Here is a 25,720-nt window from a genome sequence, read left to right on the forward strand (position 1 = left end):
GTGCCGCCCGCCACCTGCACGCGTTCCACCGGGCGCTGCGCGAACTGGCCCCGGCCCGGCTGGCCATGGACACCGGCGGGGCGCAGGCCTTCGTCGGCGGGGCCTCGGCCCGTCTGACGGCGGCCGGGTTCGGTGTCGTGCTGCCCGAGTGGAGCGGTCGGAGCGCCCTCGGGCTGCGGATGACCGTACACGAGGAGCCCGAGCGGCGCCGACGCGGCGGGGTGAGCCCCACCGACCTGGTCGACGTGTCCTTCGAGGCGCTGCTGCGCGCCCCCGGCGCGGACGGCCCCCTCACCGCCGAGGAACTGGACGAACTCGCGGAGTTGGCGCGGCTCAAGCGCTCTTTGGTCCGGGTGCGGGGCCGGTGGATGGAGATGGATCCCGAGCGGGTCGGGGCGGCCCTGGACCTGATGCGGCGAAGCGGCCGGGTGCGCCGCGAGGAGGCGCTCCGGGCGGCGATCGGCGCGCAGGAGTCCCCGCTGCCGGTGGCGGACGTGGTGGCTGACGGCCCGTTGGGCGCCCTGTTGGACGGCGGGGCCAAGGCCGAGCCGCGGCCGATGGGTGCCCCGGCGGGATTCGAGGGCGCGCTCCGGCCTTACCAGGACCGCGGTGCGGCCTGGCTGCGGTTCCTGGGCGAGCTGGGGCTGGGCGCGGTGCTCGCCGACGACATGGGGCTGGGCAAGACCGTGCAGCTGCTGGCGCTGCTCACCGATGAGCGCGGCGCGGGCCCGGCGCCCGGTCCCACCCTGCTGGTGTGCCCCGTGTCGCTGGTGGGCAACTGGCGGCGCGAAGCGGAGAAGTTCGCCCCGGGCCTGCGGGTACACGTCCAGCACGGCCCGGACCGGCCGTCCGGGAACGCGCTGGCCCGGCTCGTGGGCGCCTGCGACCTGGTGGTCACGACCTACGGGGTGGTGGCGCGCGATACCGAGGAGCTGGCGGGCATGCCCTGGCACCGGGTGGTGTGCGACGAGGCTCAGGCGTTGAAGAACCACGGGACCCGGCAGGCGCGGGCCGTGCGCTCCCTGCCCGCCGCCACCCGGATCGCGCTCACCGGCACCCCGGTGGAGAACAACCTGGGCGAGCTGTGGTCGGTGATGGAGTTCGCCAATCCGGGGCTGTTGGGGACGGCGGCCGACTTCCAGCGCGCGGTGGCCGACCGGGCCGAGGCGGAGCAGGGTACAGGGGACGGCACCGATCTGGTGCGCCGCTTGACGGGGCCGTTCGTGCTGCGCCGGCTCAAGACGGACCGTTCGATCATCGCCGACCTGCCGGAGAAGCAGGAGATGCGCTCCTGGTGCACGCTCACGCCCGAACAGGCCTCGCTGTACAAGGCAGTGGTGGACGACATGGCCGAGCGGATGGCCGAGGCCGACGAGAAGGAGCGCAAGGGGCTTGTGCTGGCGACGATGTCCCGGCTCAAGCAGATCTGCAACCACCCCGCCCAGTTCCTCGGGGACGGTTCGGCGCTGGCCGGGCGGTCGGGCAAGCTCGACCGGTTGGAGGCGGTCCTGGGCGGGGCGGCTGCCGAGGGGGACAAGGCGCTGTGCTTCACCCAGTACGCGCGCTGGGGTGAGCGGCTGGCCCCCTACCTGCGTTCCCGGATCGGGGTGCCGGTGCTGTGGTTGCACGGGGGTACCTCCAGGGCCGACCGCGAGCGGATGACGGAGCGCTTCCAGACGGCTTCGGGTCCGGTGGTGTTCCTGCTGTCGTTGAAGGCGGCCGGGACCGGGCTGAACCTGACCGCCGCCAACCACGTGGTGCACGTGGACCGGTGGTGGAACCCGGCGGTGGAGAACCAGGCCACTGACCGGGCCTTCCGGATCGGGCAGCGCCGGGACGTACAAGTGCGCAAGCTGGTCTGTGTGGGGACCGTCGAGGAACGGGTGGACGAGATGATCGAACGCAAGAGCGCGCTGGCCGACGGCGCGGTGGCCACCGGTGAGCAGTGGCTGAGCGGGTTGTCCGTGGACGACCTGCGCGATGTTGTGCGGATGGCGCCCGAGGCGGTGGCCGGATGAGCTGGTCGGAGCTGTTCGGCGAGGCCTTGGCGGGTTCCGACGGCCACAGGGTCGAGCGGATCGCGGTCCGTCCCGGCGAGGTCACCGCCCGGGTGGGCGGGCACGAGACGAGCCTGATCAGGACCGAGTGGCCGGAACAGGAGTGGGTACGCGTATGCGCCGCGCTGGCCTCGCAGCCGGTGTTCAGGGCCCGTGTGCTGGGCGGCGAGTTGCCGGAGGCGGCGGCCCGCGTGTTCGCGCTGCTGGGCCTGGACCTGGTTCCGCGCGGCTGGGGCGGCCTGGTGGCGACGTGTTCGTGCGACCACTGGGCGGGGCGCTGCGCCCACCTGTCCGCGACCGCCGCCGCGCTGGGGACCGAGGCCGACCGGGACCCCTTCGTCCTGACTCGGTGGGCGGGCCGGGAGCGGAGGCCGCTCGTGGAACTGGTCAGAGACCTCTCTACCGGAACAATGGGACCCTCGGCGCGAGAAGCGGCGTTCGGCAACGACGATCACACCGGCCTTTCCCCGGAACACGAGGACACCCCCGACCGCGTTTTCGCTCCCGAGGCACGAACAACCGGACCCCTTTCGGCCGCGGCCTTCTGGGCGGAACCGTCGCCACCGCCGCCACCGCCCCTGCCGGAGGGGGTAGCGGATCGTGTCAGAGCCGCCGCCCCAGGGCATGTAGCCGACGAACTACCCGGTTTCGACCGTTCCGGCATGCCCTTTCCCGCACGTGAAGGGCGGCTCTGAAGTATCGCCCCGACTTTCTTGCGTAAATCGCCGGTAAGGCGGGCGAAACGCGGTTACGATTCTGCTGGAGATAACCGCGCACCACTAGCCCTGATTGGTACCCTCTCTATGGCCGATCGCTTCCCTCCGCACATCGACATGGACACGCCGAGCATCGCGCGGATGTACGACTACCTGCTGGGCGGGAAAGACAACTTCGAAGCGGACCGCAAGGCCTGCGAGGAGCTCGCCGCGGGGATCCCCGAACTCGTCGCCTTCGCCAACGACAACCGGGCCTTCCTCGGCCGGGCCGTCGAATACGTGAGCGAACGGGGCGTGGAGCAGTTCCTCGACCTCGGCGCGGGCCTGCCCACCACCGAGAACACCCACCACGTCGCCCAGCGGGCCAACCCCAGGGCGCGCGTGGTCTACGTGGACCACGACCCCATCGTGCTCGCCCACGGCCGCGCCCTGGTCACCGACAGCGCCGGCACCACGTTCCTCATGGCCGATATCCGCGACACCGACCAGATCCTCAGCGCCCCGGAGACCCAGGAACTCATCGACCCCGACCTGCCGGTCTGCCTCATGCTCGTGTCGCTGCTGCACTGCCTGCCCGACGAGAGCGACCCCTTCGGCATGATCCGCTCCCTGATGGACCGGCTCGCCCCCGGTTCCTGCGTGATCTTCTCCCACATCGTCTCCGACGACACCGAGGCCGCCGCGTGGATGACGGACAAGATCCTGTCCTTCGGCACCCCTTGGGGCCGTGTGCGCAGCCCGGAGGAGGCCTCCGCGGTGTTCACCGGCCTGGACCTGGTCAGCCCGTGGAACGACGGCCGCGACCAGGGCCCCTCCACCGTGGACTGCGCTACCTGGCGCCACCCCGACCGCGACCCGCTCTTCCGCCCCGCGGACCCGGAGATCAAACGGTGGGAGCTCTCCGGAGTGGCCTTCAAACCCTGACCGGCGGCGCGGGTACCGGGAACCGGCCGCGCGGTACCGGTGTTGGCGCCGAGGGCAGCCCCGTCGGCGCTAACCCATCAGCCGGTCCACCTCGGATCCCGACAGCGCCCCTGACATCCGCTCGAAGGTCCCGTGCTCGGCGATCTCCCTGGCCGCCGCCACCGCCTGGGTCAGCGCCGACCGCGAGAGCCCCGAACCCAGGCTGACCCGGCGTGCGCCGAGGGCGCTCAGCTCCGCCACCGACATCCGAGCCGCCGCCCCCGCAGCGAGGACGTTGACCGGGCGCCGCACCGCGGCGCAGACGGCGCGGATCGCGGCGGGGTCCGGCAGACCCGGTGCGTACAGCACATCCGCGCCCGCCTCCTCGAAGGCCTGCAGCCTGCGGATCGTGTCCTCCAGGTCCGGTCGGCCGTGGAGGAAGTTCTCCGCCCGGGCCGTGAGGGTGAAGGGAAACGGCAGCGCCCGAGCTGCCTCGACCGCCGCCGCCACCCGCTCCGCAGCGGGGCCCGGCTCGTATACCGGCGTGTCAGGGTGCCCGGTGGTGTCCTCGATCGAGCCGCCCGCGACCCCGGTCCTACCGGCCTCCCGAACGGTTCGGGCGACGTCATCGGGGGTGTCGCCGAAACCGTTCTCCAGGTCCGCGGTCACCGGCAGGTCCGTGGCGGCGGCGACCGCCGCCGCGTTGCGCAGCGTCTCCTCCCGGGTGACCAGGCCGGCCCCGTCCCGGCGTCCCAGCCCGTGCGCCAGCCCGGCGCTGGTGGTGGCCAGGGCAGAGAAGCCGAGCCCCGCCAGCAGCCGGGCCGTGCCGGCGTCCCAGGCATTGGCCACCACGAAGGCCTCGGAACCGTGGTGCAGTGCCCAGAAGCGCTCGCCGCGCTCGCGCACACCGTTTTCAGAAATGTCCATGGACACGTTCTATCCCAGGGCTCGGACAGTCCCCGGCCCGGTCAACGGGTGAGCCCCCGGCTCAGCCAGCATCCTCGTCGAAGGTCTCCTGAGCGATGGAGAAGGCCTTGTTGGCGGCCGGGACCCCGCAGTAGATCGCCGCCTGGAGGAACACCTCGCCGATCTCGTCCGGGGTCAGGCCGTTGCGCCGCGCCGCGCGCACGTGCATGGCCAGCTCGCCCCAGTGGCCCTTGGCGACCAAGGCGGTCAGCACCATGCAGCTGCGGGTGCGCCGGTCCAGTCCGGGGCGGGTCCAGATCTCGCCCCAGGCGTAGCGGGTGATGAGGTCCTGGAAGGGCTCGGTGAAGCCGGTCTTGCGCTCCTCAGCCCGGTCGACGTGCGTGTCGCCGAGCACGCTCCGGCGCACCCGCATACCGGACCCGTACCGGTCGGCGGAGGCCAGGTGCTGGGTGATGAGCGTGTTCACCTTGGCCGCGTGCTCCCAGGAGAGCAGGTGGGCGGCGTCGTCGAGAACGACGTACCTGGCGCCGGGGATCCGCTCGGCGATCACCGACCCGTGGCCCTCAGGCGGGGTGGCCGGGTCCTCCGCACCGGAGACGACCAGGGTGGGCGAGACGACCCGGTGGAGGTCCTCGCGCACGTCGTGCTGGCTGATGGCCTCGCAGCATCCCGCGTAGCCCTCGTCGGGGGTGTCCACGATCTGGCCGCGCAGCCGGTCGACGTCCTGGGGGTGCTCTTCCGCGTAGCCCGGGGTGAACCAGCGCCCCACCACGGCGTCGGCCAGGGCACCAGTGCCCTTGTCGCGGGCCAGGGCGGCGCGGTCGAGCCAGCTCTGGGCAGGCCCGGGGTACGGGGTGGTGGCCAGCAGGACGAGGTGGTCGATCCGTTGGGGGGCGTTGACCGCCAGCCACTGGCCGACCATCCCGCCGATGGACAGGCCGGCGTAGTGGGCGCGTTCGATCCCCAGCCGGTCGAGGAGGGCGAGGACGTCGCCGCCGAGGTCGGCCATGCTGTAGGGCCCCTCGGGGGCGGGTGACTGGCCGTGTCCGCGCAGGTCGACCCGGATCACCCGGAAGGCGCTGGAGAGGGCCTCGACCTGCGGCTCCCACATCTGTCCGTTGGTGCCCAGAGATCCGACGAGCACCAGCGGCGGTGCGTCCGCCGGGCCGCTTTCTGTGTGGTGGAGGTCAACGCTCATCGGGTTCCTTCTTCACTGTCGGTACGTGTCGCTCGGCCGGTCCTACCCGTCACCCGGTCGGTGAACACGGTGGCGGCGCCGAGGTAGGCGGCGGGGTCGAGCAGGGCCCTGATCCGGTCGCGGGTGCGCAGGCCTCCGAGGTGGTCTTCGAGGACGTCGACGAGGTCGCGGTCCTCGGCGACGGCGGCACGGCAGGCGTCGGTGACCCTGCGGTGGGCCTCCATGCGGCCGAGTTCGGGGGCCAGGTCGGTGGTGACGCGTTCGCTCAGGGCCAGGCCCGCGGTGTGGTCCAGGTTGGCGCGCATGCGGTCGGGGTGGACGAGCAGGCGTTCGACGCTGACGCGCAGCCAGGAAACGGCGGAGCCGGTGCGGCGCAGGAGGTCGGTGAGGGGAAGCCACTCGGTGTGCCAGGACCCGGCGGCGCGTTGGTGCTCCTGGATCTGCGCGGCGAACAGGGTGGAGACCAGGCCTGGGGCCTGGCGGGCCGCGGCGAGGGCGCTGACGGCGGCGACCGGGTTGCGTTTGTGCGGCATGGTGGACGACCCTCCCACGCCGCTCCCACCTTCCTCGGTGACCTCGCCGACTTCGGTCTGGGCGAGCAGCACGATGTCCTGGGCGACCGTTCCCGCGGCGCCGCACACCCGGCCCAGAGCCGCGGCGGCCTCGGTGACGCGGCCGCGCTCGGTGTGCCAGGGCAGGGCGGGCTCCGGAAGGTCGAGCCGGGCGGAGTAGGCCGCGGCCACGGCGGGGCCGTCCGGGTCGAGCGAGGCCAGGGTGCCCACGGCGCCGCCGAGCTGGGCGGCCAGCTGGTGGGAGAGGACGTCGGCGAGCCGGTCGGCCGCCCCGGTCAGCCCTTCGGCCCACCCCGCGGCGACCGCGCCGAACGTGGTGGGCAGCGCCTGTTGGAGTAGGGTGCGGCCGGGCATGGGCGCGGCGCGGTACCGGTCCGCGAGAGCGCGCAGTTCGGCGGTGAGCGCGGTGAGTTCGGTATGCAGGGCCCGGCCCGCGCCGCGGACCAGGAGCATGGCGGCGGTGTCCATGATGTCCTGGCTGGTGGCGCCGCGGTGGACGTGCCTAGCCGCCTCGGGGTCGGCCGCGCGCACCTGCTCGGTGAGCTCGGCGACCAGCGGGATGACCGGGTTGCCCCCGCGTTCCGCCGCCCTGCCGAGCGCGGCCGGGTCGTACCGGTCCGCGACGCAGGCGGCGGCGATCGTCTCGGCCTGTCGGCCGGTCGGACCGGTGCCGGTGTCGTCCAGGGCCCGGGCGAGCGCCGCCTCCGCGTCGAGCAGGGCCTGGACCCAGGCGGTGTCGTCGGTGAGCGGCCCGACGGGGCCGCGGTTGAGGACACCGTCGAACAGGCCGGTCATGGATGGTTCCTCGCTAGGTGTCGTAGGTCCCGATGAGCGATGATCTTGCCCCTGTTCTCCACTCCCGGCGGCCAGGAGCAAGATCATCCGGAGCTCAGATGTCGAAGAAGACGGTCTCGTACTCGCCTTGGATACGGATGTCGAACCGGTACCCGTCCCCGTCCCAGCGAGCAACGAGGGTGGCTCGGGCCTCGGGGTCCCCGATGCTGGTGAGCACGGGGTCCGCGGCGTTGGCAGCCTCCTCTTCGGGAAAGTACAGGCGGGTGACGACCCGGTGCAGCATGCCGCGCGCGAAGACGGAGACGTCGATGTGCGGCGCCTGGTCCCCCGTGGGGCCGGGCACGGTCCCGGGCTTGAGGGTGAGGATGCCGTAGCCGCCCGAGGAGTCGGTCTCACAGCGGCCGAACCCGCGGAAGCCCGGCAGGCTCCGGGCCCCGCGCGGGTCGTCGGGGTGGTCGAAGCGGCCGTCGGGATCGGCCTGCCAGGTCTCGACGAGGGCGTCGGTGACGGGGGCGCCCGCGCCGTCGTAGACCGAACCGCGCAGCCAGACCGCGCCGGGTGTGCCCTCAGCGACCGCGAAGGGGCCGTCGGACCACGGCAGGCCGATGTGCAGGTAGGGGCCGACGGTCTGGGACGGGGTGGTGGCGTGGGTGCTCATTCGTCGTCCTCCAGAATCTCTTCCTCGGACTCGAACGGGGTCTGCTCGCGTCCGCGCAGCACGATGTCCCAGCGGTAGCCCAGCGCCCACTCGGGTTCGGTGTTGTCGTAGTCGAACCGGGCGAGCATCCGCTCGCGCGCCTTCTCGTCCGGGACCGAGTTCCACATGGGGTCCTGGAAGAACAGCGGGTCGTCGGGGAAGTACATCTGGGTGACGAGGCGCTGGGTGAAGGCCCGGCCGAACAGGGAGAAGTGGATGTGGGCCGGGCGCCAGGCGTTGCGGTGGTTCTTCCACGGGTAGGCGCCGGGCCGGACGGTGACGAACCGGTAGTGGCCCTGGGCGTCGGTGAGGGCCCGTCCGACCCCGGTGAAGTTGGGGTCCAGGGGGGCGGGCCAGGTGTCACCGCTGTGCCGGTAGCGCCCAGCGGCGTTGGCCTGCCACACCTCCACCAGGGTGTGCGGGACGGGGGTGCCGTCGCTGTCGCGGACCTGGCCGTGCACGATGATCCGCTGCCCTTGGGGCTCGTCCTCGTGCTGTCGGGTGAGGTCGTGGTCCAGCGCTCCGAGGCGTTCCTGGCCCAGAACGGGCGAGGTGATCTCGGTGAGCGTGTGCGGGAGGAGGGTGAGCGGGCGCTTGGGGTGGCGCAGCGCGGTGCTGTTGTACCCGGGATAGTCGAGCGGCGGGTGGCTGTCGTGGTCGCGGACGTACCCGGGGACGTGGAGTCCGGCCGCGTCGGCGCGGGCGGCCGCACCGTGGCCGGGGCGCGCCCCGTCTGAGGTGGTGGACATACGGCTGTTCCTTTCGGAGCGGGCCCCGGTGCGCTCGGGGCCCGCCATGGGCTTCAGGCGTGCAGCACGACCGCCAGTCCCTGGCCTACCCCGATGCACAGGGCGGCCAAGCCCCATCCGCCGCCGCGTCGGCGCAGCTCATGGGCGAGCGAACCGATGACGCGCGCGCCGGAGGCGCCGAGCGGGTGGCCGATGGCGATGGCCCCGCCGTTGGGGTTGACGATGCCGGGGTCCAGTCCCTTCCAGGCGCGGACGCAGGCAAGGGACTGGGCGGCGAAGGCTTCGTTGAGTTCGACGGCGGACAGGTCGTCCCAGTCGATCCCGGCCCGTTCGAGGGCGATCTCGGCGGCGCGGACCGGTCCGATGCCGAACACGTCGGGGTCGACCCCGGCTACGCCCCGGCTGACCACTCGGGCGAGGGGGTCGAGGCCGGTGGTGCTGACGGCAGCGCGGTCGCCGAGCAGGAGGGCGGCTGCACCGTCGTTGAGGGGTGAGGCGTTGCCCGCGGTGATGGTGCCGTCGCCTCGGAAGGCGGGCTTGAGGCCAGCGAGCTTCTCGGCTGAGGGCTCGCGGATGCTCTCGTCGCGTTCCAGGTGAGCGCCGTCGACCTGGACGATCTCGGCGTCGAACACGCCGTCGGCCCAGGCGCGGGCGGCCTTGGCGTGGCTGTTGAGGGCGAAGGCGTCCTGGTCTTCGCGGCTGACGCCGTGCTGGCCGGCCAGTCCTTCGGTGCTCTCCCCTAGGGAGAGGGTCCACTTCTCGGGCATGCGCGGGTTGACCATGCGCCATCCGAGGGTGGTGGAGTGCAGGGTGGCGTTGACCGCGGGGAAGCCCTTGGCGGGTTTGGGCATGACCCAGGGGGCGCGGCTCATGGATTCCACTCCCCCGGCCAGGACGAGGGAGGCGTCACCGGTCTGGATGGCGCGGCTGCCCTGGATGGCCGCCTCCATCCCGGACCCGCAGAGGCGGTTGACGGTGGCTCCGGGCACGCCGGTGGGCAGCCCGGCCAGCAGGGTGGCCATGCGGGCGACGTTGCGGTTCTCCTCGCCGGCCCCGTTGGCGTTGCCGAGGAGGACCTCGTCGACGGAGGCGGGGTCGAGCGCGGGTGCGCGTTCGGTCAGGGCTCCGACCACGTGCGCGGCGAGGTCGTCGGGGCGGACGCCGGAGAGGGCGCCGCCGTACTTGCCGAAGGGGGTGCGTACGGCGTCGAGGACGTAGACGTCGGTCACCGTGGGTCTCCTTGGGTGGTGTGTGGTTCCGCTGCCGGGGTGGGCCCGGGCTCTGTGTCGGGCCCACCCATTACCTAACACTGTTAGGCACCTTATCGCGCCGTGTTCAGGGGGCACCGGTCAGGGAACGGAGCACGGAGAGTTCGGTGTCGGTGGGATCGGGAGTCCTGGTCAGCTCGTCGGAGACCCGCAGCTCCCATCCGGTGGCCTCGCGCACCATGTCGGCGTCCACGCCCGGGTGCACGCCGACGAGGGTGAGCTCCCGAGTGCCGGGGTCGGGCTCGAGTACGCCGAGGTCGGTGATGACCCGGATCGGACCGGCGCCGGTCAGCCCGAGCCGATCACGGTCGCCGGGACCAGCACCGTGGCCCACCGACGTCACGAAGTCCACCTTCTCCACGAACGCCCGCTTGCTGTGCCGCATGATCACGATGACCTCGCGGCAGGAGGCGGCGATCTCGGGTGCGCCTCCCGCTCCGGGCAGGCGCACCTTGGGGTCGTCGTAGTCACCGATCACGGTGGTGTTGATATTCGCGTACCGGTCGATCTGGGCGGCGCCGAGGAAACCGGCGTCGATACGGCCGCTCTGGAGCCAGTAGTTGAAGACCTCCGGGACGGAGACCACGGTGTCCGCCGTGTCCGCGAGGACCCCGTCGCCGATGGAGAGCGGCAGGTGGTCGGGGGCCGCGCCCAGGGTGCCCGACTCGTAGATCATCCACAGGTCGGGGGCGTGGGTGCGGCTGGCCACGTTGGCGGCTGTACTGGGAAGCCCGATCCCGACGAAGCAGGCCATCCCGTCGCGCAGTGAGCGCGCCGCGGTGACGGTCATGATCTCGTCGGCGGTCCAGGTGGCAGTGGTCACGCGCCTCTCCCTGCGGGCTGAGGATGGGTGGTGGTCGCGGCTTCGGTGCCGGGCTTGGCCGAGGTGAGCTCGTCGAGCCAGGCGGTGAAGGCCTCACGGTCGCGGCCGATGGCGTCCCAGGCCTGGTAGGCGGCGTTGTCGCGCTCGTAGTAGCCGTGGGCGTAGGAGGGCGCCGCGCCTCCGGGGACGACACTGACCGCGTCGACGACCCGGCTCGGCAGGATGACCTGGCCGGCGACGGGGTCGAGGGTGTCCACGACCTCCTCCACCGTGGCCAGGACCCGGTCGGCGGCCAGTGCGGCCTCCTTCTGGATACCGGTGATTCCCCACAGCTGCACGTTGCCGGCGGCGTCCGCGCGCTGGGCGTGGATGACGGTGACATCGGGGTTGAGCGCCGGGACCGCGGCCAGTTCCTGCCCAGTGAAGGGACAGGTGACGGCCTTGATGTTCGGGTTGTTCTCGACCAGGTCCGTACCGCTGTAGCCGCGCAGGACCGCGAACGGCAGCCCGGACGCGCCGGCGACGTAGCGGTTGGCCATCCCGGCGTGGCTGTGCTCCTCGATCTCCAGCGGGACCGGCCAGGAACCGGTGACCGCGTCGCGGAACCGGTGCAGCGACCCCACCCCCGGGTTGCCGCCCCACGAGAAGACGAGCTTGCGGGCGCATCCGGCACCGATGAGCTGGTCATAGACGATGTCGGGCGTCATCCGCACCAAGGTGAGGTCACGTCGGCCCTGGCGGATGATCTCGTGCCCAGCGGCCACGGGGATGAGGTGGGTGAACCCTTCGAGGGCGACGGTGTCGCCGTCACGGATGAGTGTCCGGACCGCCTCGCCCAGGGACACGACCATAGTGACCCTCCCGTTCGTATAGCGAATTAGTGTTCACAGTGCGAACATATTGGGTATGACCGTAGCGCCGATCACCGGAAGGGTCAAGGAGTCCCGCCCGTGTTCGGTATGAGAACATCACCGTGAACCACCGCCGCCCTCAGCAACAACACCCCTTGCCACCGATGATGGAAGGCACCATGACCTCCGAAGACGCCCCCGAGCGCGGAGCCCACTTCGTCCAGTCCCTGGAACGGGGGCTCATGGTCGTCCGAGCCTTCTCGGCCGAACAGCCGTCCATGACCCTCAGCGAAGTCGCGCGCGCCACGGACCTCACGCGCGCCGCGGCCCGGCGCTTCCTGCTGACCCTGGTCGATCTGGGGTACGTGCGCACCGACGGGCGGGATTTCTCCCTCACCCCGCGCGTACTGGAGCTCGGCTACGCCTACGTGGCCTCCGCCGGACTGCCCGACGTCGCCCAGCCCCACCTGGAGGACCTGTCCGCCCGGGTGCACGAATCGGCTTCGGTGTCGGTCCTGGAGGGTGACGACGTCCTCTACGTCGCCCGGGTGGCGACGTCGCGGATCATGGCCGTGTCCATCGCCGTGGGCACCCGTTTCCCGGCGGCGGCGACCTCCATGGGCCGGGTGCTGCTGGCCGGGCACGACGACGCCGGGCTCACCTCGTACCTGGACCGGGTCAAGCTTCCGCCGCTCACCAGGTTCACCATCACCGAAACCGCCGAACTCCGCACAGAGGTCCTCCGGGTGCGCGAGCAGGGCTACGCGATCGTGGACCAGGAGCTCGAGGAAGGGCTGCGGTCCCTGGCCGCACCCATCCGCGACGGCGAGGGGCGGGTGATCGCCGCCGCCAACGTGTCCGCGCACGCCAACCGCTCCTCGATCGAGGACGTACGCCGCGACCTGCTCCCCGCCCTGCTGGAGACCACCGCCCGCATCGAGGCCGACCTCGCCTCGGTGGCCCGCCGCGACGCCACGGGGTGACCGGTGGCCCCTGCCGCCTCGCTGGCAGCGGGACCAGGCCCCTGAAGGGGGCCGCGGCTGCCCCTCAGCCGACCAGCGCGAGGAGCTGCGGAACCGTCAGGACCGCGACGTAGAAGCCCATGAACTGCACGCCGCTGTGCATGCTGAACATCTTGCCGAACAGTCCGCCGACCAGACCGACCGTGAGAGTCACCCCAACGGCGAGCAGGCCGCCCTCGTACAGGCAGATCACCAGGATGAGCCCCGCGAAGGCCCCGATGATCGCCTCGTGCGAGATCTTGCGCATCACGAACGACGCGGCCCGATGTGCGTAGGTCATCGCGAACGGATAGGCGATCACCGAAGCCAGGACCACACCCAGCAGTCCATACACGAGGAACTCCCCGGTGGACAGCAAGTCATGGAGGTTGTTGGTCTCACCCGTCTCGGTGTCGACGGTGTGGACCGGGGGCGCGTTGAACAGGGGCGCCGCGGGGCCTGCCGCCATAGGCGAGAGCGGAAGTCCCAGGGCGATCAGCGGAATGAGGGTCTCGGCGATGTAGGTGGACTCGGTGGTGCCGTTACGCACGGACATCACCGTGGTGAGCCGGTGGTACCCGTTCTTGATCCGGGCGCCGACGATCTCGCCCATGAGCACGGTCATGGCCACCGGGGAGAAGACGAACGTCGCGCTGGACACACCGGTGGCGGCTCCGGTATAGGTGATCTGCCTGCGGTCGAGCACCTTGAGCGGGTTGGGTATACGCCCAGACCAGGTCCGGGTGTCTGGTGCCAGTGCGAACCTGCGCCTGGTTCGGCGCCGCAGCGAGGCGCGCCCCGCGGGGGCCAGGGCCATGAACAGGTCAGCGATCAGCGGTCCGGTGGCAATGCCGAGGAAGAAGCTGATCGTCAGCGTCCCACCAGTCGTCTGCGACACGAAAGCCTGCATCCCCACGACGAGCAGGACGAAGGGAACCAGCGCGAGGACCGCAGCCAAACGCCCCTTGGACGTATACGCGATCAGCACGGCGGCGGCCACGAAGATCCACGGCGCCGCCTCACCGATAGCGTCCGCGAAGGGGGTCAGCGCCCACGCGAACAACACCGCAAGGGGCACTGACAAGAAGGCGGCGAGCACACCGCCGGAGATCGCCTTGCGCAGCGCGATGTGCGGAACTCCGAGTTCCCGGAGCAGTTGCGCGTCCCTGAGCATGGGTACGGCCAACGTGTCACCGGGGATGCCCAGAAGTGTGGTGGGGATGGCGTGGGTGATGTGCTTGGCGACGATCCCCGCCATGAAGAAGGTGAACACGCCCGCGGGCGGAACACCCAGCAGGACCACCAGGAGGGTCAGCGGCGCGATGGTCGCCGTTTCGTCCGTGTAGGAGGCGAGACCGATGAAGGCGAAGACCACGGCGCCGATCAGACCCATGCCCAGTGCCCAGGTGGCGTCGGTCAACAGTTCGGGACTCAAAGCGTTCGCTCCTCGCCGCGGCTCTGGTGCTGCGCATACAGGTCGTCGAAGAACCCCAGCGCCCTGAGCTCCTTCTGGACGGGTTCGGGAAGTTCAGTGGGATCGCCGAGCGGACCGTAATCGGCCTCGACGGCGTCCATGGCCTCCTTCCTGCTCTGGGCGGTGGCCTCCTGCTCAATCACCACACGCTTGGGCACGAAGAGGAGGGCACCCGCGAAACCGGCAAGCAGGCACCCGGCCAACCCGACCAAGAGCGCGTAGGTTCCGGCCACGGTCGGGTCCTCGACCAGGTTGGAGAACAGGTATTCGGAACCCAGGTAGAGAGGCATCGAAACGCCCACACCCAGGGCGATGGCCCAGGCGGTGTGTCGGGAGTCGACGGTGTCTCCCCAGATCTCGAGCAAGCGGCCACCATCGTCCGCACGTTCGGGTGCCGGCTCACTCATCCTCGTCCCCTCATCTGGCCGAGGACCGACTCAGCGCGGTCCTGTCTGATGGCTCTCTCCTCGATCAGCTTGGCCACGACCCGGTCCACCTCCTGGCCCCTTGCGCCCGCGGCAACGGCAACGTTCCTGGCGTGCAGGGCCATGTGGCCACGCTGGATGCCCTCCCCGGCCAGTGCACGCACAGCTGCGATGTTCTGCGCCAAACCGGCTGCTGCGACGACTTCGCCCAGTTCCACGGCGTTCTCTACCCCGGTCAGTGCCAGGGCGGCTTGGGCCGCCGGGTGCGTCCTAGTGGCACCGCCCACCAGGCCGACAGGGGTCGGCAGTTCCAGAGTGGCCACAACGTTGCCCTCCCTGTCCCGCTCGAAGGTCGATAGGGAGGTGTAGCGCCCCTCCGCGTTGACTGCGTGGGAGTGGGCTCCGGCTTCGACGGCGCGGGTGTCGTTGCCGGTGGCCAGTACCACGGCCGAAACCCCGTTCATGATGCCCTTGTTATGGGTGGCAGCCCGGTACGGGTCCGCAGCCGCCAAGCGGTAGGCGTGGATGATGTCAGTCGCAATGGTTTCGCCCCCCAGGGCCTCGGTGTCCAGGATCGTTCGCGCGCGGGAGATCCGCAGATCCGCCTTGTTGGTGAGGATGCGCAGGACGGATCTGCCACCGATGATCGCGGCGAGGCGCGGTGCCACCGCCTCGGCCATGGTGTTGACCGCATTGGCACCCATGGCGTCGCGCACGTCGACCACGAGGTGAGCCACCACGTAGGTCTCGTCGAGGGCTGGCACGGTGCGCACGTTCAGGTCGAGCGCTCCACCGCCGACCTCCACGAGCCGGGGGTCTTGGGCGTTGGCCAGGGCGACGAGCTCCTCGCGCGCCTCCAGAACCCGTAGACGTGCCCCTGCCGGGTCGGCCACGTCAACCACCTGGATCTGGGCCTGCATGACCGGCCCGGTGCCGCTCGTACAGAAACCGCCCCGGACGCGGGCAATACGAGCGGCATTGCTGGCGGCAGCGACCACGGAGGGCTCCTCGGTGGCCATCGGCACCAGGACGTCCTGGCCGTTGACGGTGAAGTTGGTGGCCACTCCGACGGGAACGCCCATGACCCCGACGACGTTCTCGATCATGCCATTGGCGGCGTCGACGCTCAGACTTCCGGGGTCTAGGGCATCGAGCGCCGCCTCGTCCAGACCGCTGGCCGAGACGAGCTTGTCACGCCTCTCCCGTACGCCGAGCGCACGGAAGCCGGACAACCTGCTGGTGTGAAGCACTGACGGATCCAATCCTGTGGGACGGCGCACCTCCGTGTGGGGTGCGTCACTCTGGATTGGTCCATACAAACAGTGCGCCTCAAGCGGATGACATGTCAGTTTCGGCCAGGAAATCTGGCCTCAGCATGTCCGTTCCATGCCACGTCGGAGGCGGTGGAGACGCGTTGCCACGGTGACGCGGAACATGGTGTCGGCAGACCTCCAACCGGTGCCGAGGAGAATGTTGACCCTCTCCAACCGCTGTTTCACGGTGTTGGGGTGGACGTACAGAGCGCGCGCGGTGCGTGTAACGCTCCCGCTGTTCTCGGCCAGGGCGGTGATGGTCCCGGTCAGGTCCGTGTGGTGGAGGGCGTCCCACTCGATGACGGGTCCGATCATCCGGTCGACGAACGCACGCGCCCTACCACCATCCGTACCGAACATCGCCAAGTAGGGAGCGTAGTCCTCCACCTGGTAGGCACCCCGGTTCAGCCCCAGTGCAGGGAGGAAGGCCGCACATTCCCAGGACTCTGTGAGAACCGCGGGCAGTGCGGAGAAGGAATCGACCACCGAGCCCACCGTCAAGACGGGTTCCCCCGTCGCCGCTCCGACACGGTAGCCCACCTGCTCCGCCGCCGCAGCCGCGTCCTGCCCGGGGACGAGCACACTCACCCCCTCACCCTGGGCGGCAGCCATCCATCCCGGAAACGCGGACAGCGTTCTGGGCAGGGCGTGGCGGTAAAGGTCGGACGTTGGTACCACGACCACTGTCCAGGGTTGGTCGAGTACGATTCCACGCGCCGAGGCCCTGCGTTTGATGGTGTCCGAGTCCGCCGCACCCGACATCAGGTCAAGGGCCAGTTCCCCGCGCACCCGTTCCTCAGCATGCGTCAATGCCTCGCTCTGCACGGTCAAGAGGGCGAGGATCTGCCCAGACCGCTCGACGGTGCGGCGCTCGACTTCACTCAGCGGCGCCTCGCTCTCGCCGACGAGCAGCAGCCCAAGCAGATCCGTTCCGGCGGCGGCCGCCGCGACCACATCCAGGCCCCCGCTTCCCACATCCGCGCAGTGCCCGGAGTTGCGACTTCGTTCGAGGGCTCGGACAGCCGGTTCGACCAGCCGCCCGTCCGGCCACCAGTTGGCGGCCACATCCGCAGTGGATGTGACCGAACGCAGCTCGCGATCGGCGATGGCGACGGGGCGCCCCAGGGACTCCGCCAGGGTCAGGGCAACCTGGCGGGGACCGTGCCCGGAGAGGACAAGGGCGGTGAGCCGTTCGTGCACCCGGGCGGAAGCGTTCATGGCCTCCGCGTGCTTTTCGGCGCGCTCCTGCGCCTGCTCCGCACGGTCGGCTGCCTCAGTTACCGCGGAGAACAATCGAGCCGTGTGCAGGATGACGGCTGCTTGGTCGGCGAAGGCCGACAACAGAGCGATCTCCTCACCCGCGAAAGGGCGCGGGTCCCGGTTGGCGGCGAAGAGCACGCCGAGGATCTCGCCGTTGGCCGACATCGGCACGCCCACCAGGGACCGCAAGTGCTCTTCGGCAATAGCGGCGTCGATCTCCGGGTCACGGTCGAAGTCGTCGTGAGCGCCGTAATCGGCGGTCCACTGAGGTGTGTTGGTGCGCACGACACGACTGGCGATACCGACCCCGGCTGGAACGCGCAGACCCCGGAAGCGCGGGGAAACGGTGCCCCGGCTGGCTCGCACGAACAGCTCGTCGGTGCGACTGTCGTACACCGACATATATGTGACGTCCGTTCCCACCAGATCGTGGGCACGGTCCACGAGCCGGGTGAGCAACGCCGCCACGTCGCGGACCTGAACCAGGTCGCGGGTACTGGCGATCAGGGCCGACAGCTCGCCCTCCCTGCGTCTGAGCCGTACCAGGCGTGACGAGCTGCTCAGGACCCGGTCAACCAGATCCTCCCCGACAGGCCCCAGCAGTGAAGCAACCTCCTCCTCTGACAGCCGTTCCCCCGTCTCCAACCGGGAGAGGAGCTCGATGAGAACGCGTTGGGCACCCGGCTCGAGTCGCACACGAACTTCATCCATCGGGCCAGTTTCGCACCGGACCTGGTAAGACGGCACCCGCCGGATGGCTCCCCAGCAAGGGGTACTCCCTTAGACGAACTCCTCGGCCGCGCGGGCCCTGTGGCGGCGGACGGCGTCGCGGTTTCCACAGGTGGTCGAGCAGTAGCGCTGGCGGCCGTTGCGGGAGAAGTCGGCGTAGGCGTGCGCGCAGTCCGGGGCGGCGCAGCGGCCGAGCCGCCGCATGCCCCGCCCCGTCAGGTGCAGGGCCGTGCCCACGGCGATCAGCGAGGCGATCTGGCGGTGGGCAGGCAGCCGGTCCGGCCGGTAGTGCAGGTGCCAGCCCGTGCCCGCGTGGTCGGTCAGGCGGGGTGGTCCGGAGAACTCGATGAGCAGGGCGTTGAGCCGCTCGGCCCGGCCGTGCGGGTCGGACGCGTCCACGACCGCGGCCCACCGCGCCAGGAAGTCGAGGACCGCCGCGAGGTCCTCCGCCACCACGGCCCGTTCCAGCAGGAGGTCCATCGCCGCACAGCGCCGTTCCAGGTCGGCGGCGTCGGCGGGCGGCCGGTTGACCAGGTCCACCGCGAGGGTGAGCGGACCCTGGCCGTAAGGGTTCAGGTGCATGGCGCCAGTACAGCAGACGCGGCGGGCGACCCGGCACCGACGGGCCGCGGAGGACCATCCTGCACCGGAGCGGCGCCTGACGCGGCTTCAGCCCCGGGCCGCGATCCCGTGCTCGAGGACGCTCACCACCGCCGGGGCCACGGCGTGCCGGGACATCCGCCCCTGCTTGGCCCGCTCCACGCCGGTGAACAGCAGCGCCCACAGAACTTGCACCACCCAGGCGGGATCCGCGTCCGGGTCGAAGACCCCCTCTTCCTGGCCCCGCCTGACCAGGCCGGTGAGGACCTCGGGTTCGGAGTCGACCTCACCCGCGTCCTCGTCGAAGGCCTCGTTGGCGGGGTCCCCGAAGGCGAACAGCATCCAGTCGCCCGCTTCCACGTGCGCGGCGACCACGCGGCGCATGGCCTCCACCGCGGGCCCCTCCTCGACCCGGGCCTCGTCCATCACCCTGGTGATCTCGGACAGCGCCTCCCGGTAGGTGGCGGCCAGCAGTTCCTCACGGTCGGGGAAGTACCGGTGCAGGGTACTGCGCCCCACATCGGCTGCCTCGGCGACGGCCGACAACGGGGCGCCCCGGTCCTGGGCCAGAACGGTGGCGGCCGCGCGCAGGATCGCGCCGCGGGTCCGGGCGCGGACCCCGACCCTCGGATTCTCGGTGCTGGTCATGGCCACAACCTACCGCCCACTCCAAAACGGGACCAATGGGCCCCTTGGTGGGACATTCATGTCCTATTATGATCTACTGGATTCCCGAACCACCAGCCTTGAGGAGAACCCGAACCATGCGCATCCTGGTGACCGGAGCCAGCGGAACCGTCGGCTCCCTAGTCGTCCCGCAGCTCATCGAACGCGGCGCCGCCGTCCGCGCGCTCAGCCGCGACCCCGCCAACCGGAGCTTCCCCGCAGGGGTGGAACCGGTGGCGGGCGACCTCGACCAGCCCGAGACACTCGACGGCGTCTTCGACGGCGTGGACGCGGTCCTGCTCTACCCCCACCCCGAGACCGCCGCGGAGGTCGTGCGCCGTATGGAGACGGCGGGTGTCCGGCGGGTCGTGCTGCTGTCCACCTCCTCGGTGGAGGACGACGGCGACGGTACTGAGGGCAGCTTCGGCCACCAGGTACACCGCCCGGTGGAATACGCCCTGGAGCGCTCGGGGATGGAGTGGACGCACCTGCGCAGCGGCGAGTTCATGATCAACGACCTCGACTCCTACGCGGACTCCGTCCGGTCCGAGGGCGTGATCCGCGCGCCCAACGGCGACGAGCCCGGCGCGCCCGTACACGAGGCCGACATCTCTGGAGTGGCCGCGACCGTGCTGCTGGAGGACGGCCACCACGGGCACGCCTATGAGCTCACCGGCCCCGAACCCATCACCCCCGCCCAGCGCACCGCCGTGATCGCCGGAGCCCTGGGCCGCGAGGTCACGTTCGTGCCCCTCACCCTCGCCGAGGCCCGCGAACTGTGGATCTCCCAGGGCGTCCCGCCCGAGGTCTGCGACTGGCTGCTGTGGGAGCCCGACCCCGCGGACGCGGGCGCCGAGTGGGACCTCGACCAGATCGTGTCCAAGGACTACGAGCGTGTCATGGGCCGCCCCGGCCGCACGTACGCCCAGTGGGTCGCCGACCACCTCGACGCCTTCCGGTAGTTCCGCGGTGCCGGCCGGGCCCCGGTGGACGCGGTTCCGGGCCCCGGTCGGCACCGGTCCGGGGAACCGCGTACCTTGCGCGACTCCGGCCCCTGCTGGAATCCTTCCGATCCCGGCCGGGACACGGCCCGCGACACGAGGCCGCGGACGCGGGCCGCCCCGACGACGAACTGAGACCATGGCACGAACCCGGCCCTCGTGCCGCACCGGAAAGGACACCGTGACCGACGTACACGCCACACCGCACATCGCAGAGCAGGCGGGCACCCTCCGACTGGGCGGCGACCTACCGGTACACCGCCTGGGGTACGGGGCGATGCGGATCGTGGGCGAGGGGGTGTGGGGACCGCCCCGAGATCGGGACGAGGCGCTGGCCGTGCTGCGGCGGGCCGTCGAACTCGGTGTGAACTTCATCGACACCGCCGACTCCTACGGGCCGCAGATCAGCGAGCAGCTCATCCGCGAGGCGCTCTACCCCTACCCTGCCGACCTGGTCATCGGAACCAAGGCCGGGCTCGCCCGTACCGGCCCGTCCCAGTGGCACAAGCTGGGCCGGCCCGAGTACCTCAAGCAGCAGGCGGAGCTGAGCCTGCGCAACCTGGGGGTGGAGCGGCTCGACCTGATGCAGCTGCACCGTGTCGACCCCGAGGTGCCCCTGGCCGACCAACTCGGCGCCTTGATGGAGCTCCAACAGGAGGGCAAGGTCCGTCACATCGGGCTCAGCGAGGTGAGCGTGGACGAGCTGTCGGCGGCCCGCGCGATCACCCCCATCGCCTCGGTCCAGAACCAGTACGCACCTTCCTTCCGCCAGTCCGAGGACGTTCTGGAGCAGTGCGAAAAGGACGGGATCGCCTTCCTGCCTTGGGCCCCGGTGGGCAGGGGCGAGATGGCCAAGGCGGAGTCGCCCCTGGCTGCCACCGCGGCGGAGCACGGTGTGGCCCCTGTGCAGCTCGCGCTGGCCTGGCTGCTGCACCGCTCGCCGGTCATGCTGCCGATCCCGGGCACCTCACGGGTGGCGCACTTGGAGGAGAACACGGCCGCCGCGGCCCTGCGGCTGTCCGAGCAGGAGATCGAACGGATCAGCCTGGCCCTGTCCTAGGACCCCGGGTCCTGTTAGGGGAGCGGGCCCTGTTACGGGAGTACGTGCCCCGGGCTCTCCCTGGGGCTTCACCGCACGTAGACCCCAGCGCGGGCGGCCGCCACGGCCGCCCGCGCGCTGCGGTCGGCGGCGCCCTCGTCCAGGAGGTCTCCGCTGGCGAGCAGCCGGAAGTACAGGGGCGCGGAGACCGCCCTGATCACCTCGTGAGCGTCGGTACCCTCGGGAATCTCGTCCCGGTCCACCGCCTGTTCCACGCAGGGTGCCCATTCGCGGATGCGTACGTCGTAGAAGCGGTGCAGGGCACCCGCGGTGCGCTCGTCACAGGTCGCCGCGGCGATGATCGCCTTGAACAAGGGGCCCTGGCGCGGGTGCGCGAGGGTTTCACGGACCAGTTGGGCGTTGGCGGTGAGGTCCTTCAGGAGGGAGCCGGTCTCCACTCTCGACAGTGACTGCTCGGCCATGTCGTCGAGCAGGTCGGCCACCAGCGCGGGCACCGAACCCCAGCGGCGGTAGACGGTGGTCCGCCCCACCCCGGCCCGGTGGGCGACGTCGGTCAGGTCCAGACCGTCCACCCCGCTCTCGGCCAGCGCGTCGCCCGCCGCCTCCAACACGGCGCCGCGCACTCGGGCGCTCCTGCCGCCGGGCCGTTTGCCCCCGCCGCTTCCGGGTTCCCCGGCCAGCACCATAGAGGGATTCCCCTTCCGTTCCCGTGCCGCAGTGTCGGAGTACGCAGCGTATGCGCTCCAGCCACCTCCCCCAACGACGGACGGCGGCACGGGCGCGGCCCGCCGGAGAACACCTTCCGGCGGGCCGCGTGTGACGGTCGTGCTCCTGCTGGCTGTGGTGGGCCCTGTGCCTGTGGATGATCCGCGTCCGTCGGTCAGCCGGGACGGATGCGGAACACCTGCAGTCGCATGTCGTAGTACTTCTCGGTCTCGCCGACCCACTCCATGCCGAGCCTGCGTGCGACGCCGATCGCCCGCTCGTTGCGGGGGCGGGCGACCGCGAACACCTCCTCGATCCCTTGCTTGAACGCCCAAGCGATGATGGCCCGGCTCGCCTCGGTGGCGTAGCCGTTGCCCCATAGGTCGGGGCGTAGCGCCCATGTCAGCTCGAAGTCCTCCTCGAAGGGCGGGAGCAGCTTCAACGACAGCCCTCCCACCAGTTCTCCGTCTTCCTCACGGACGATCGCCCAGCGCCCGGCGGGTGGGATCAGGTTCGGTCCCGCCTCGATCCAGGCGTGTAGCACCGAGCGCATCGCGCTGATATCGGTCACCGGTTGCCACTCCGGTGTCAGCCAGTGCGCGACCTCGTCGGCCCCGTAGATCTGCAGGGCCGCGTCGGCATCGCCCAGCTCCCACTCCCTGATCAGGAGTCGTTCGGTTGGCAGCTCAAGGCTCATACCACAACGGTAACCCGGGACAAACCCCCGGCACAGGGGGGCGGCACAAGAGTCTGGACTCCCTTCACTCCGGGCCTTCCGGACACCCGGTACCGCAGGAAAACCCTCATATGACCCCCTTCCCAGGCGGCATGGGGACACCTATGGTGGTGCCACTCTGGGAGCGCTCCCAATCCCGCTAGCCCGCTCGCAGCGCAAGGAGTACTTCATGAAACCGCACTGGTCGGCACTGGGTGCCGCGACCGCGCTGACCCTGGGCGTCCTCGCCTCAGGGTGCACCACGGCGGTCGAAACCGTATCCCATACCGAGGAGGGCCCCGAGGTGGCTCAGGACTCGGCGTTCTATGTCAACCCGAACACCGCGGCCGCGGAATGGGTCGCCGACAACCCCGATGACCCCCGAGCCGCACTGATCGAGGAGCGTATCGCCGGGGTGCCACAGGCCACCTGGTTCACCACGTACAACCCGGACAGCATCCAGGCCGAGGTCGACGCCCTGGCCAGCGCCGCCGAAGCCGACGGCACCGTGCCGATCATGGTGGTCTACAACGTCCCCGGCAGGGACTGCGGCAACCACAGCGACGGCGGCGCACCCGACCACGACTCCTACCAGGCCTGGGTGGACAACTTCGCCGCAGGCCTGGACGGCCGCCCGGCCACCATCGTCGTGGAACCGGACGCGCTATCCCTCATGGGCACCTGCGAGGGCCAGCCCCCGGCAGAAGTCATGGACTCGCTGTCCTACGCGGGGCAGGCGCTGATCGCCGGCTCGGACCAGGCGCGCGTATACATGGACGTCGGGCACTCGGACTGGCACTCCCCCGAGGAGATCGCCGACCTCCTGGACGGCGTGAACGCGGCCGAGAGCGCGCACGGCATCGCCACCAACACCTCCAACTACCGCACCAGCGAGGACGAGGTCGCCTACGCGGAGGCCATCATCGAGGCCAGCGGCCTGGACCTGACCGCCGTGGTGGACACCAGCCGCAACGGCAACGGCCCCGCGGACGACAGTGAGTGGTGCGACCCGCCCGGCCGAGCCCTGGGCACCCCCACCACGTCCGACACCGGGAACCCCGCCATCGACGGCTTCCTGTGGGTGAAGCTGCCGGGTGAGGCCGACGGATGCGCCGGCGATGCCGGCTCCTTCATCCCGGACATCGCCCACGAGCTGGCCGAGAACGCGGAGGACTGACAGCCCCGCCCACGGGCATGCGACGGCCGGATCCCGTCGCACGTACCGCCCGACCGGCCGGACCCAGGGTTCTGGGTCCGGCCGGTCGGCTGTGCAAGAACCGGACTGCAATACCCGAACGTAAATACTTTCGCGTAGACGCGTTTTTCTTGCGAGGATGTGACGGTTCGTTTCTGCCAGAACTTCCGGAGTGTCCCCACATGCGCTTCAGCCACGACCCCCACCACGACGGTTCAGCCGACTACGTGACCCTTCACGAGGGGCACGCCCTCCTGCGGGTACGGGTACCGGGCGGCGCGGACGCGGTGTACGCCTGCGTGGTGGAGGACGGCGAGGCCGCACTCGTGGAGGGCGAACTCGAGCGCTCTTCGGGCGGGGTGAGCTGGTTCCGCGTGGAGGTCCCCTTGCTTCCGGTGGTGACCTCCTACCGGTTCGCGATCGTGCGCGGGCGCCGGTACACCTGGCTCAACCAGGCGGGTCCACACGACCACGAGGTCACCGACGACGGAGACTTCCGCCTGGTCACCGGACCGAACCCGCCGACGTGGGTGCCCGGGACCACCGTCTACCAGATCTTCCCGGACCGCTTCGCCCGCGACGACGACTCCCTCGAACCGCTCGCCGAGCACCCCGCTTGGGCGATTCCCCGGCACTGGGAGGACGAGCCCGCGGGCTTCGGGGCGGACGCTCCCAAGGAGTACTTCGGCGGAACCCTGGAGGGCGTGCGCCGCCACCTGGACCATCTGGCCGACCTGGGCGCCGAGGTGGTGTACCTGACGCCGTACTTCCCGGCCCGCTCCACGCACCGCTACGACGCCGCCAGCTTCGACGAGGTGGATCCGCTGCTCGGCGGCGACGAGGCCCTCCTGGCCCTGACCCGCGAGGCGCACGCGCGCGGCATGCGGGTGATGGGAGACCTCACCACCAACCACACCGGCGACGGGCACGAGTGGTTCACGGCCGCCCAGGCGGACCCGGAGTCGGAGGAGGCCGGCTACTACTACTTCACCGACCATCCGGACGGCTACGTCAGCTGGCTGGGTGTGCGGTCCCTGCCCAAGCTCGACTACTCCTCCCCCGAGCTGCGCGAGCGCGTCTACGGTTCCGACGACTCCGTGTTGGCGGGTCCGCTGACCGGTGAGGACGGCCTGGACGGCTGGCGCATCGACGTCGCCAACATGACCGGCCGACTGGGCGCCCAGGACGTGAACCACGAGGTCTCCGGTGAGATCGCCGCGCGGATGCGCGAGGCCGCCCCAGAGTCCTGGCTGCTGGCCGAGCACTTCTACGACGCGGGCCCCGACACCCGGCACGACGGCTGGCACGGGGTGATGAACTACGCCGGTTTCACGCGGCCGGTGTGGGCCTGGCTGAACACCGGCCCGGAAGGTGTCCGGTACGCGGCGACGCACACGTCGGCCCCGTTGCCCGCCAGCGGGGCCGCGGAGGCGGTCCGGGCGATGCGGGCTACCAACGCCGGGCTGCCCTGGCGGGTGCGCACGCACAGCGTGAACGCGCTGAGCACCCATGACTCCGCTCGTTTCCGCACAGTGGTGGGCGATCCGGTGCTCCAGGCCGTGGGTGTGGCCGCGCAGGCCACCCTGCCGGGGGTTCCGTTCGTCTTCGCGGGGGACGAGATCGGTTTGGAGGGCCGGGACGGCGAGAACTCCCGTCGGCCGATGCCCTGGCACCGCCCCGAGGACTGGGACCGGGAGGTCCTCGCAGCGCACCGGCGCCTCCTGGCCCTGCACAAGGACCTGCCAGCGCTCCAGACCGGCGGCCTGCGCTGGCTGGACGCTGGCGAGCACCACATGACCTTCCTGCGTTCGCTCGGCGACCAGGTGGTCTTGGTGCACCTGACCGACGGCCCGCACGACGAACGGGTCACCGCGCTCGCCGACCTGGACGCGGAAGGGTTGGAGGCCGTGGAGCGCGTCGGCGGAGTGCGGTTCCGGGTCGACGACAAGGTCGAGCTCGCCGCCGAGGGCCCGGGACACCTGGTGGCCGTGGGCACCACGTCCGCCGGGTGACGCCGATG

24 protein-coding genes are annotated in these 25,720 nt (G+C 70.8%); 8 read left to right on the top strand and 16 right to left on the bottom strand.

Translation table 11 applies throughout. The annotated features are described in order from the left end of the window. From ACYVD1_RS27745 to ACYVD1_RS27755, 3 genes are all read left to right on the top strand, one after another. Window positions 1–2,018: DEAD/DEAH box helicase (locus tag ACYVD1_RS27745; RefSeq protein WP_460777448.1), on the top strand; the 2,018-nt coding region annotated here is incomplete at its 5' end. After that, window positions 2,015–2,752 (top strand): SWIM zinc finger family protein, encoded by a 738-nt coding sequence (locus ACYVD1_RS27750; RefSeq protein ID WP_460777450.1) that lies wholly within the window; start codon window positions 2,015–2,017, stop codon window positions 2,750–2,752. The genes ACYVD1_RS27745 and ACYVD1_RS27750, both read left to right, overlap by 4 nt. A gap of 108 nt (window positions 2,753–2,860) precedes the next feature. After that, entirely contained in the window at window positions 2,861–3,697 is an 837-nt protein-coding gene (locus ACYVD1_RS27755) for an SAM-dependent methyltransferase (RefSeq protein ID WP_460777451.1), read from the top strand. Window positions 3,698–3,766: 69 nt separating this feature from the next. Here ACYVD1_RS27755 and ACYVD1_RS27760 read toward each other — a convergent pair whose 3' ends face one another. The 8 genes from ACYVD1_RS27760 to ACYVD1_RS27795 all read right to left on the bottom strand — a co-directional run bounded on the left by ACYVD1_RS27760 (window position 3,767) and on the right by ACYVD1_RS27795 (window position 11,556). Beyond that, window positions 3,767–4,603 (bottom strand): isocitrate lyase/PEP mutase family protein, encoded by an 837-nt coding sequence (locus ACYVD1_RS27760; RefSeq protein ID WP_460777452.1) that lies wholly within the window; start codon window positions 4,601–4,603, stop codon window positions 3,767–3,769. Window positions 4,604–4,664: 61 nt separating this feature from the next. Next, window positions 4,665–5,801 (bottom strand): bifunctional 3-oxoadipate enol-lactonase/4-carboxymuconolactone decarboxylase PcaDC, encoded by a 1,137-nt coding sequence (gene pcaDC, locus ACYVD1_RS27765; protein WP_460777453.1) that lies wholly within the window; start codon window positions 5,799–5,801, stop codon window positions 4,665–4,667. Beyond that, window positions 5,798–7,168, bottom strand: coding sequence for a 3-carboxy-cis,cis-muconate cycloisomerase (gene pcaB / locus ACYVD1_RS27770; RefSeq protein ID WP_460777454.1), 1,371 nt, complete (start codon window positions 7,166–7,168; stop codon window positions 5,798–5,800). The genes pcaDC and pcaB overlap by 4 nt, the downstream gene beginning before the upstream one ends. 94 nt (window positions 7,169–7,262) lie before the next feature. Further along, window positions 7,263–7,826, bottom strand: a complete 564-nt coding sequence (gene pcaG, locus ACYVD1_RS27775) for a protocatechuate 3,4-dioxygenase subunit alpha (protein WP_460777455.1) — start codon at window positions 7,824–7,826, stop codon at window positions 7,263–7,265. Beyond that, a complete protein-coding gene (gene pcaH, locus ACYVD1_RS27780; RefSeq protein ID WP_460777456.1) occupies window positions 7,823–8,614 on the bottom strand; it encodes a protocatechuate 3,4-dioxygenase subunit beta in 792 nt (263 codons plus the stop codon). Before pcaH ends, pcaG begins: the two co-directional genes overlap by 4 nt. 53 nt (window positions 8,615–8,667) lie before the next feature. After that, window positions 8,668–9,843 (bottom strand): thiolase family protein, encoded by a 1,176-nt coding sequence (locus ACYVD1_RS27785; RefSeq protein ID WP_460777457.1) that lies wholly within the window; start codon window positions 9,841–9,843, stop codon window positions 8,668–8,670. A 106-nt stretch (window positions 9,844–9,949) separates the two neighbouring features. Beyond that, window positions 9,950–10,705: a CoA-transferase subunit beta gene (locus ACYVD1_RS27790; RefSeq protein WP_460777458.1), complete on the bottom strand. Its 756-nt coding sequence runs from the start codon at window positions 10,703–10,705 to the stop codon at window positions 9,950–9,952. Continuing rightward, window positions 10,702–11,556 carry a CoA transferase subunit A gene (locus tag ACYVD1_RS27795; protein ID WP_460777459.1) on the bottom strand — a complete coding sequence of 285 codons (855 nt, stop codon included), beginning with the start codon at window positions 11,554–11,556 and terminating at the stop codon, window positions 10,702–10,704. The genes ACYVD1_RS27790 and ACYVD1_RS27795 overlap by 4 nt, the downstream gene beginning before the upstream one ends. Before the next feature lie 179 nt (window positions 11,557–11,735). On the opposite strand from ACYVD1_RS27795, the gene ACYVD1_RS27800 reads away from it, so the two are divergent. Further along, complete coding sequence (locus ACYVD1_RS27800; RefSeq protein ID WP_460777460.1) at window positions 11,736–12,539, top strand: IclR family transcriptional regulator domain-containing protein; 804 nt, start codon at window positions 11,736–11,738, stop codon at window positions 12,537–12,539. 64 nt (window positions 12,540–12,603) lie between these two features. On the opposite strand, the gene ACYVD1_RS27805 is transcribed toward ACYVD1_RS27800, so the two are convergent. The 6 genes from ACYVD1_RS27805 to ACYVD1_RS27830 all read right to left on the bottom strand — a co-directional run bounded on the left by ACYVD1_RS27805 (window position 12,604) and on the right by ACYVD1_RS27830 (window position 19,006). After that, complete coding sequence (locus ACYVD1_RS27805) at window positions 12,604–13,992, bottom strand: tripartite tricarboxylate transporter permease (RefSeq protein WP_460777461.1); 1,389 nt, start codon at window positions 13,990–13,992, stop codon at window positions 12,604–12,606. Continuing rightward, complete coding sequence (locus ACYVD1_RS27810; RefSeq protein ID WP_460777462.1) at window positions 13,989–14,438, bottom strand: hypothetical protein; 450 nt, start codon at window positions 14,436–14,438, stop codon at window positions 13,989–13,991. Before ACYVD1_RS27810 ends, ACYVD1_RS27805 begins: the two co-directional genes overlap by 4 nt. Then, window positions 14,435–15,706 carry a hydroxymethylglutaryl-CoA reductase, degradative gene (locus tag ACYVD1_RS27815; RefSeq protein WP_460777463.1) on the bottom strand — a complete coding sequence of 424 codons (1,272 nt, stop codon included), beginning with the start codon at window positions 15,704–15,706 and terminating at the stop codon, window positions 14,435–14,437. The genes ACYVD1_RS27810 and ACYVD1_RS27815 overlap by 4 nt, the downstream gene beginning before the upstream one ends. Before the next feature lie 120 nt (window positions 15,707–15,826). Next, a complete protein-coding gene (locus ACYVD1_RS27820) occupies window positions 15,827–17,740 on the bottom strand; it encodes a helix-turn-helix domain-containing protein (protein ID WP_460777464.1) in 1,914 nt (637 codons plus the stop codon). 69 nt (window positions 17,741–17,809) lie between these two features. Continuing rightward, window positions 17,810–18,340: a CGNR zinc finger domain-containing protein gene (locus ACYVD1_RS27825; RefSeq protein WP_460777465.1), complete on the bottom strand. Its 531-nt coding sequence runs from the start codon at window positions 18,338–18,340 to the stop codon at window positions 17,810–17,812. 87 nt (window positions 18,341–18,427) lie between these two features. Continuing rightward, window positions 18,428–19,006, bottom strand: coding sequence for a TetR/AcrR family transcriptional regulator (locus tag ACYVD1_RS27830; RefSeq protein ID WP_460777466.1), 579 nt, complete (start codon window positions 19,004–19,006; stop codon window positions 18,428–18,430). Between the two features lie 116 nt (window positions 19,007–19,122). Here ACYVD1_RS27830 and ACYVD1_RS27835 point away from each other — a divergent pair, with 116 nt between their 5' ends. Together ACYVD1_RS27835 and ACYVD1_RS27840 are read left to right on the top strand one after the other, a co-directional pair. Beyond that, on the top strand, window positions 19,123–19,986 hold the full coding sequence (locus ACYVD1_RS27835) for an NAD(P)H-binding protein (RefSeq protein ID WP_460777467.1): 864 nt from the start codon (window positions 19,123–19,125) through the stop codon (window positions 19,984–19,986). Window positions 19,987–20,206: 220 nt separating this feature from the next. Next, window positions 20,207–21,085 (top strand): aldo/keto reductase, encoded by an 879-nt coding sequence (locus tag ACYVD1_RS27840; protein ID WP_460777468.1) that lies wholly within the window; start codon window positions 20,207–20,209, stop codon window positions 21,083–21,085. A gap of 68 nt (window positions 21,086–21,153) precedes the next feature. On the opposite strand, the gene ACYVD1_RS27845 is transcribed toward ACYVD1_RS27840, so the two are convergent. Both ACYVD1_RS27845 and ACYVD1_RS27850 read right to left on the bottom strand, forming a co-directional pair. After that, the gene (locus ACYVD1_RS27845; RefSeq protein WP_460777469.1) at window positions 21,154–21,771 is read right to left on the bottom strand and encodes a TetR/AcrR family transcriptional regulator; all 618 of its coding nucleotides are present in this window, start codon (window positions 21,769–21,771) and stop codon (window positions 21,154–21,156) included. A 194-nt stretch (window positions 21,772–21,965) separates the two neighbouring features. Continuing rightward, the gene (locus tag ACYVD1_RS27850; protein ID WP_460777470.1) at window positions 21,966–22,487 is read right to left on the bottom strand and encodes a GNAT family N-acetyltransferase; all 522 of its coding nucleotides are present in this window, start codon (window positions 22,485–22,487) and stop codon (window positions 21,966–21,968) included. A 208-nt stretch (window positions 22,488–22,695) separates the two neighbouring features. Here ACYVD1_RS27850 and ACYVD1_RS27855 point away from each other — a divergent pair, with 208 nt between their 5' ends. Both ACYVD1_RS27855 and ACYVD1_RS27860 read left to right on the top strand, forming a co-directional pair. After that, window positions 22,696–23,682, top strand: coding sequence for a glycoside hydrolase family 6 protein (locus ACYVD1_RS27855; RefSeq protein ID WP_460777471.1), 987 nt, complete (start codon window positions 22,696–22,698; stop codon window positions 23,680–23,682). A gap of 200 nt (window positions 23,683–23,882) precedes the next feature. Further along, window positions 23,883–25,712, top strand: a complete 1,830-nt coding sequence (locus tag ACYVD1_RS27860) for a glycoside hydrolase family 13 protein (RefSeq protein WP_460777472.1) — start codon at window positions 23,883–23,885, stop codon at window positions 25,710–25,712. Window positions 25,713–25,720: the final 8 nt, after the last annotated feature.

It is taken from the genome of Nocardiopsis nanhaiensis (genome assembly GCF_054778635.1).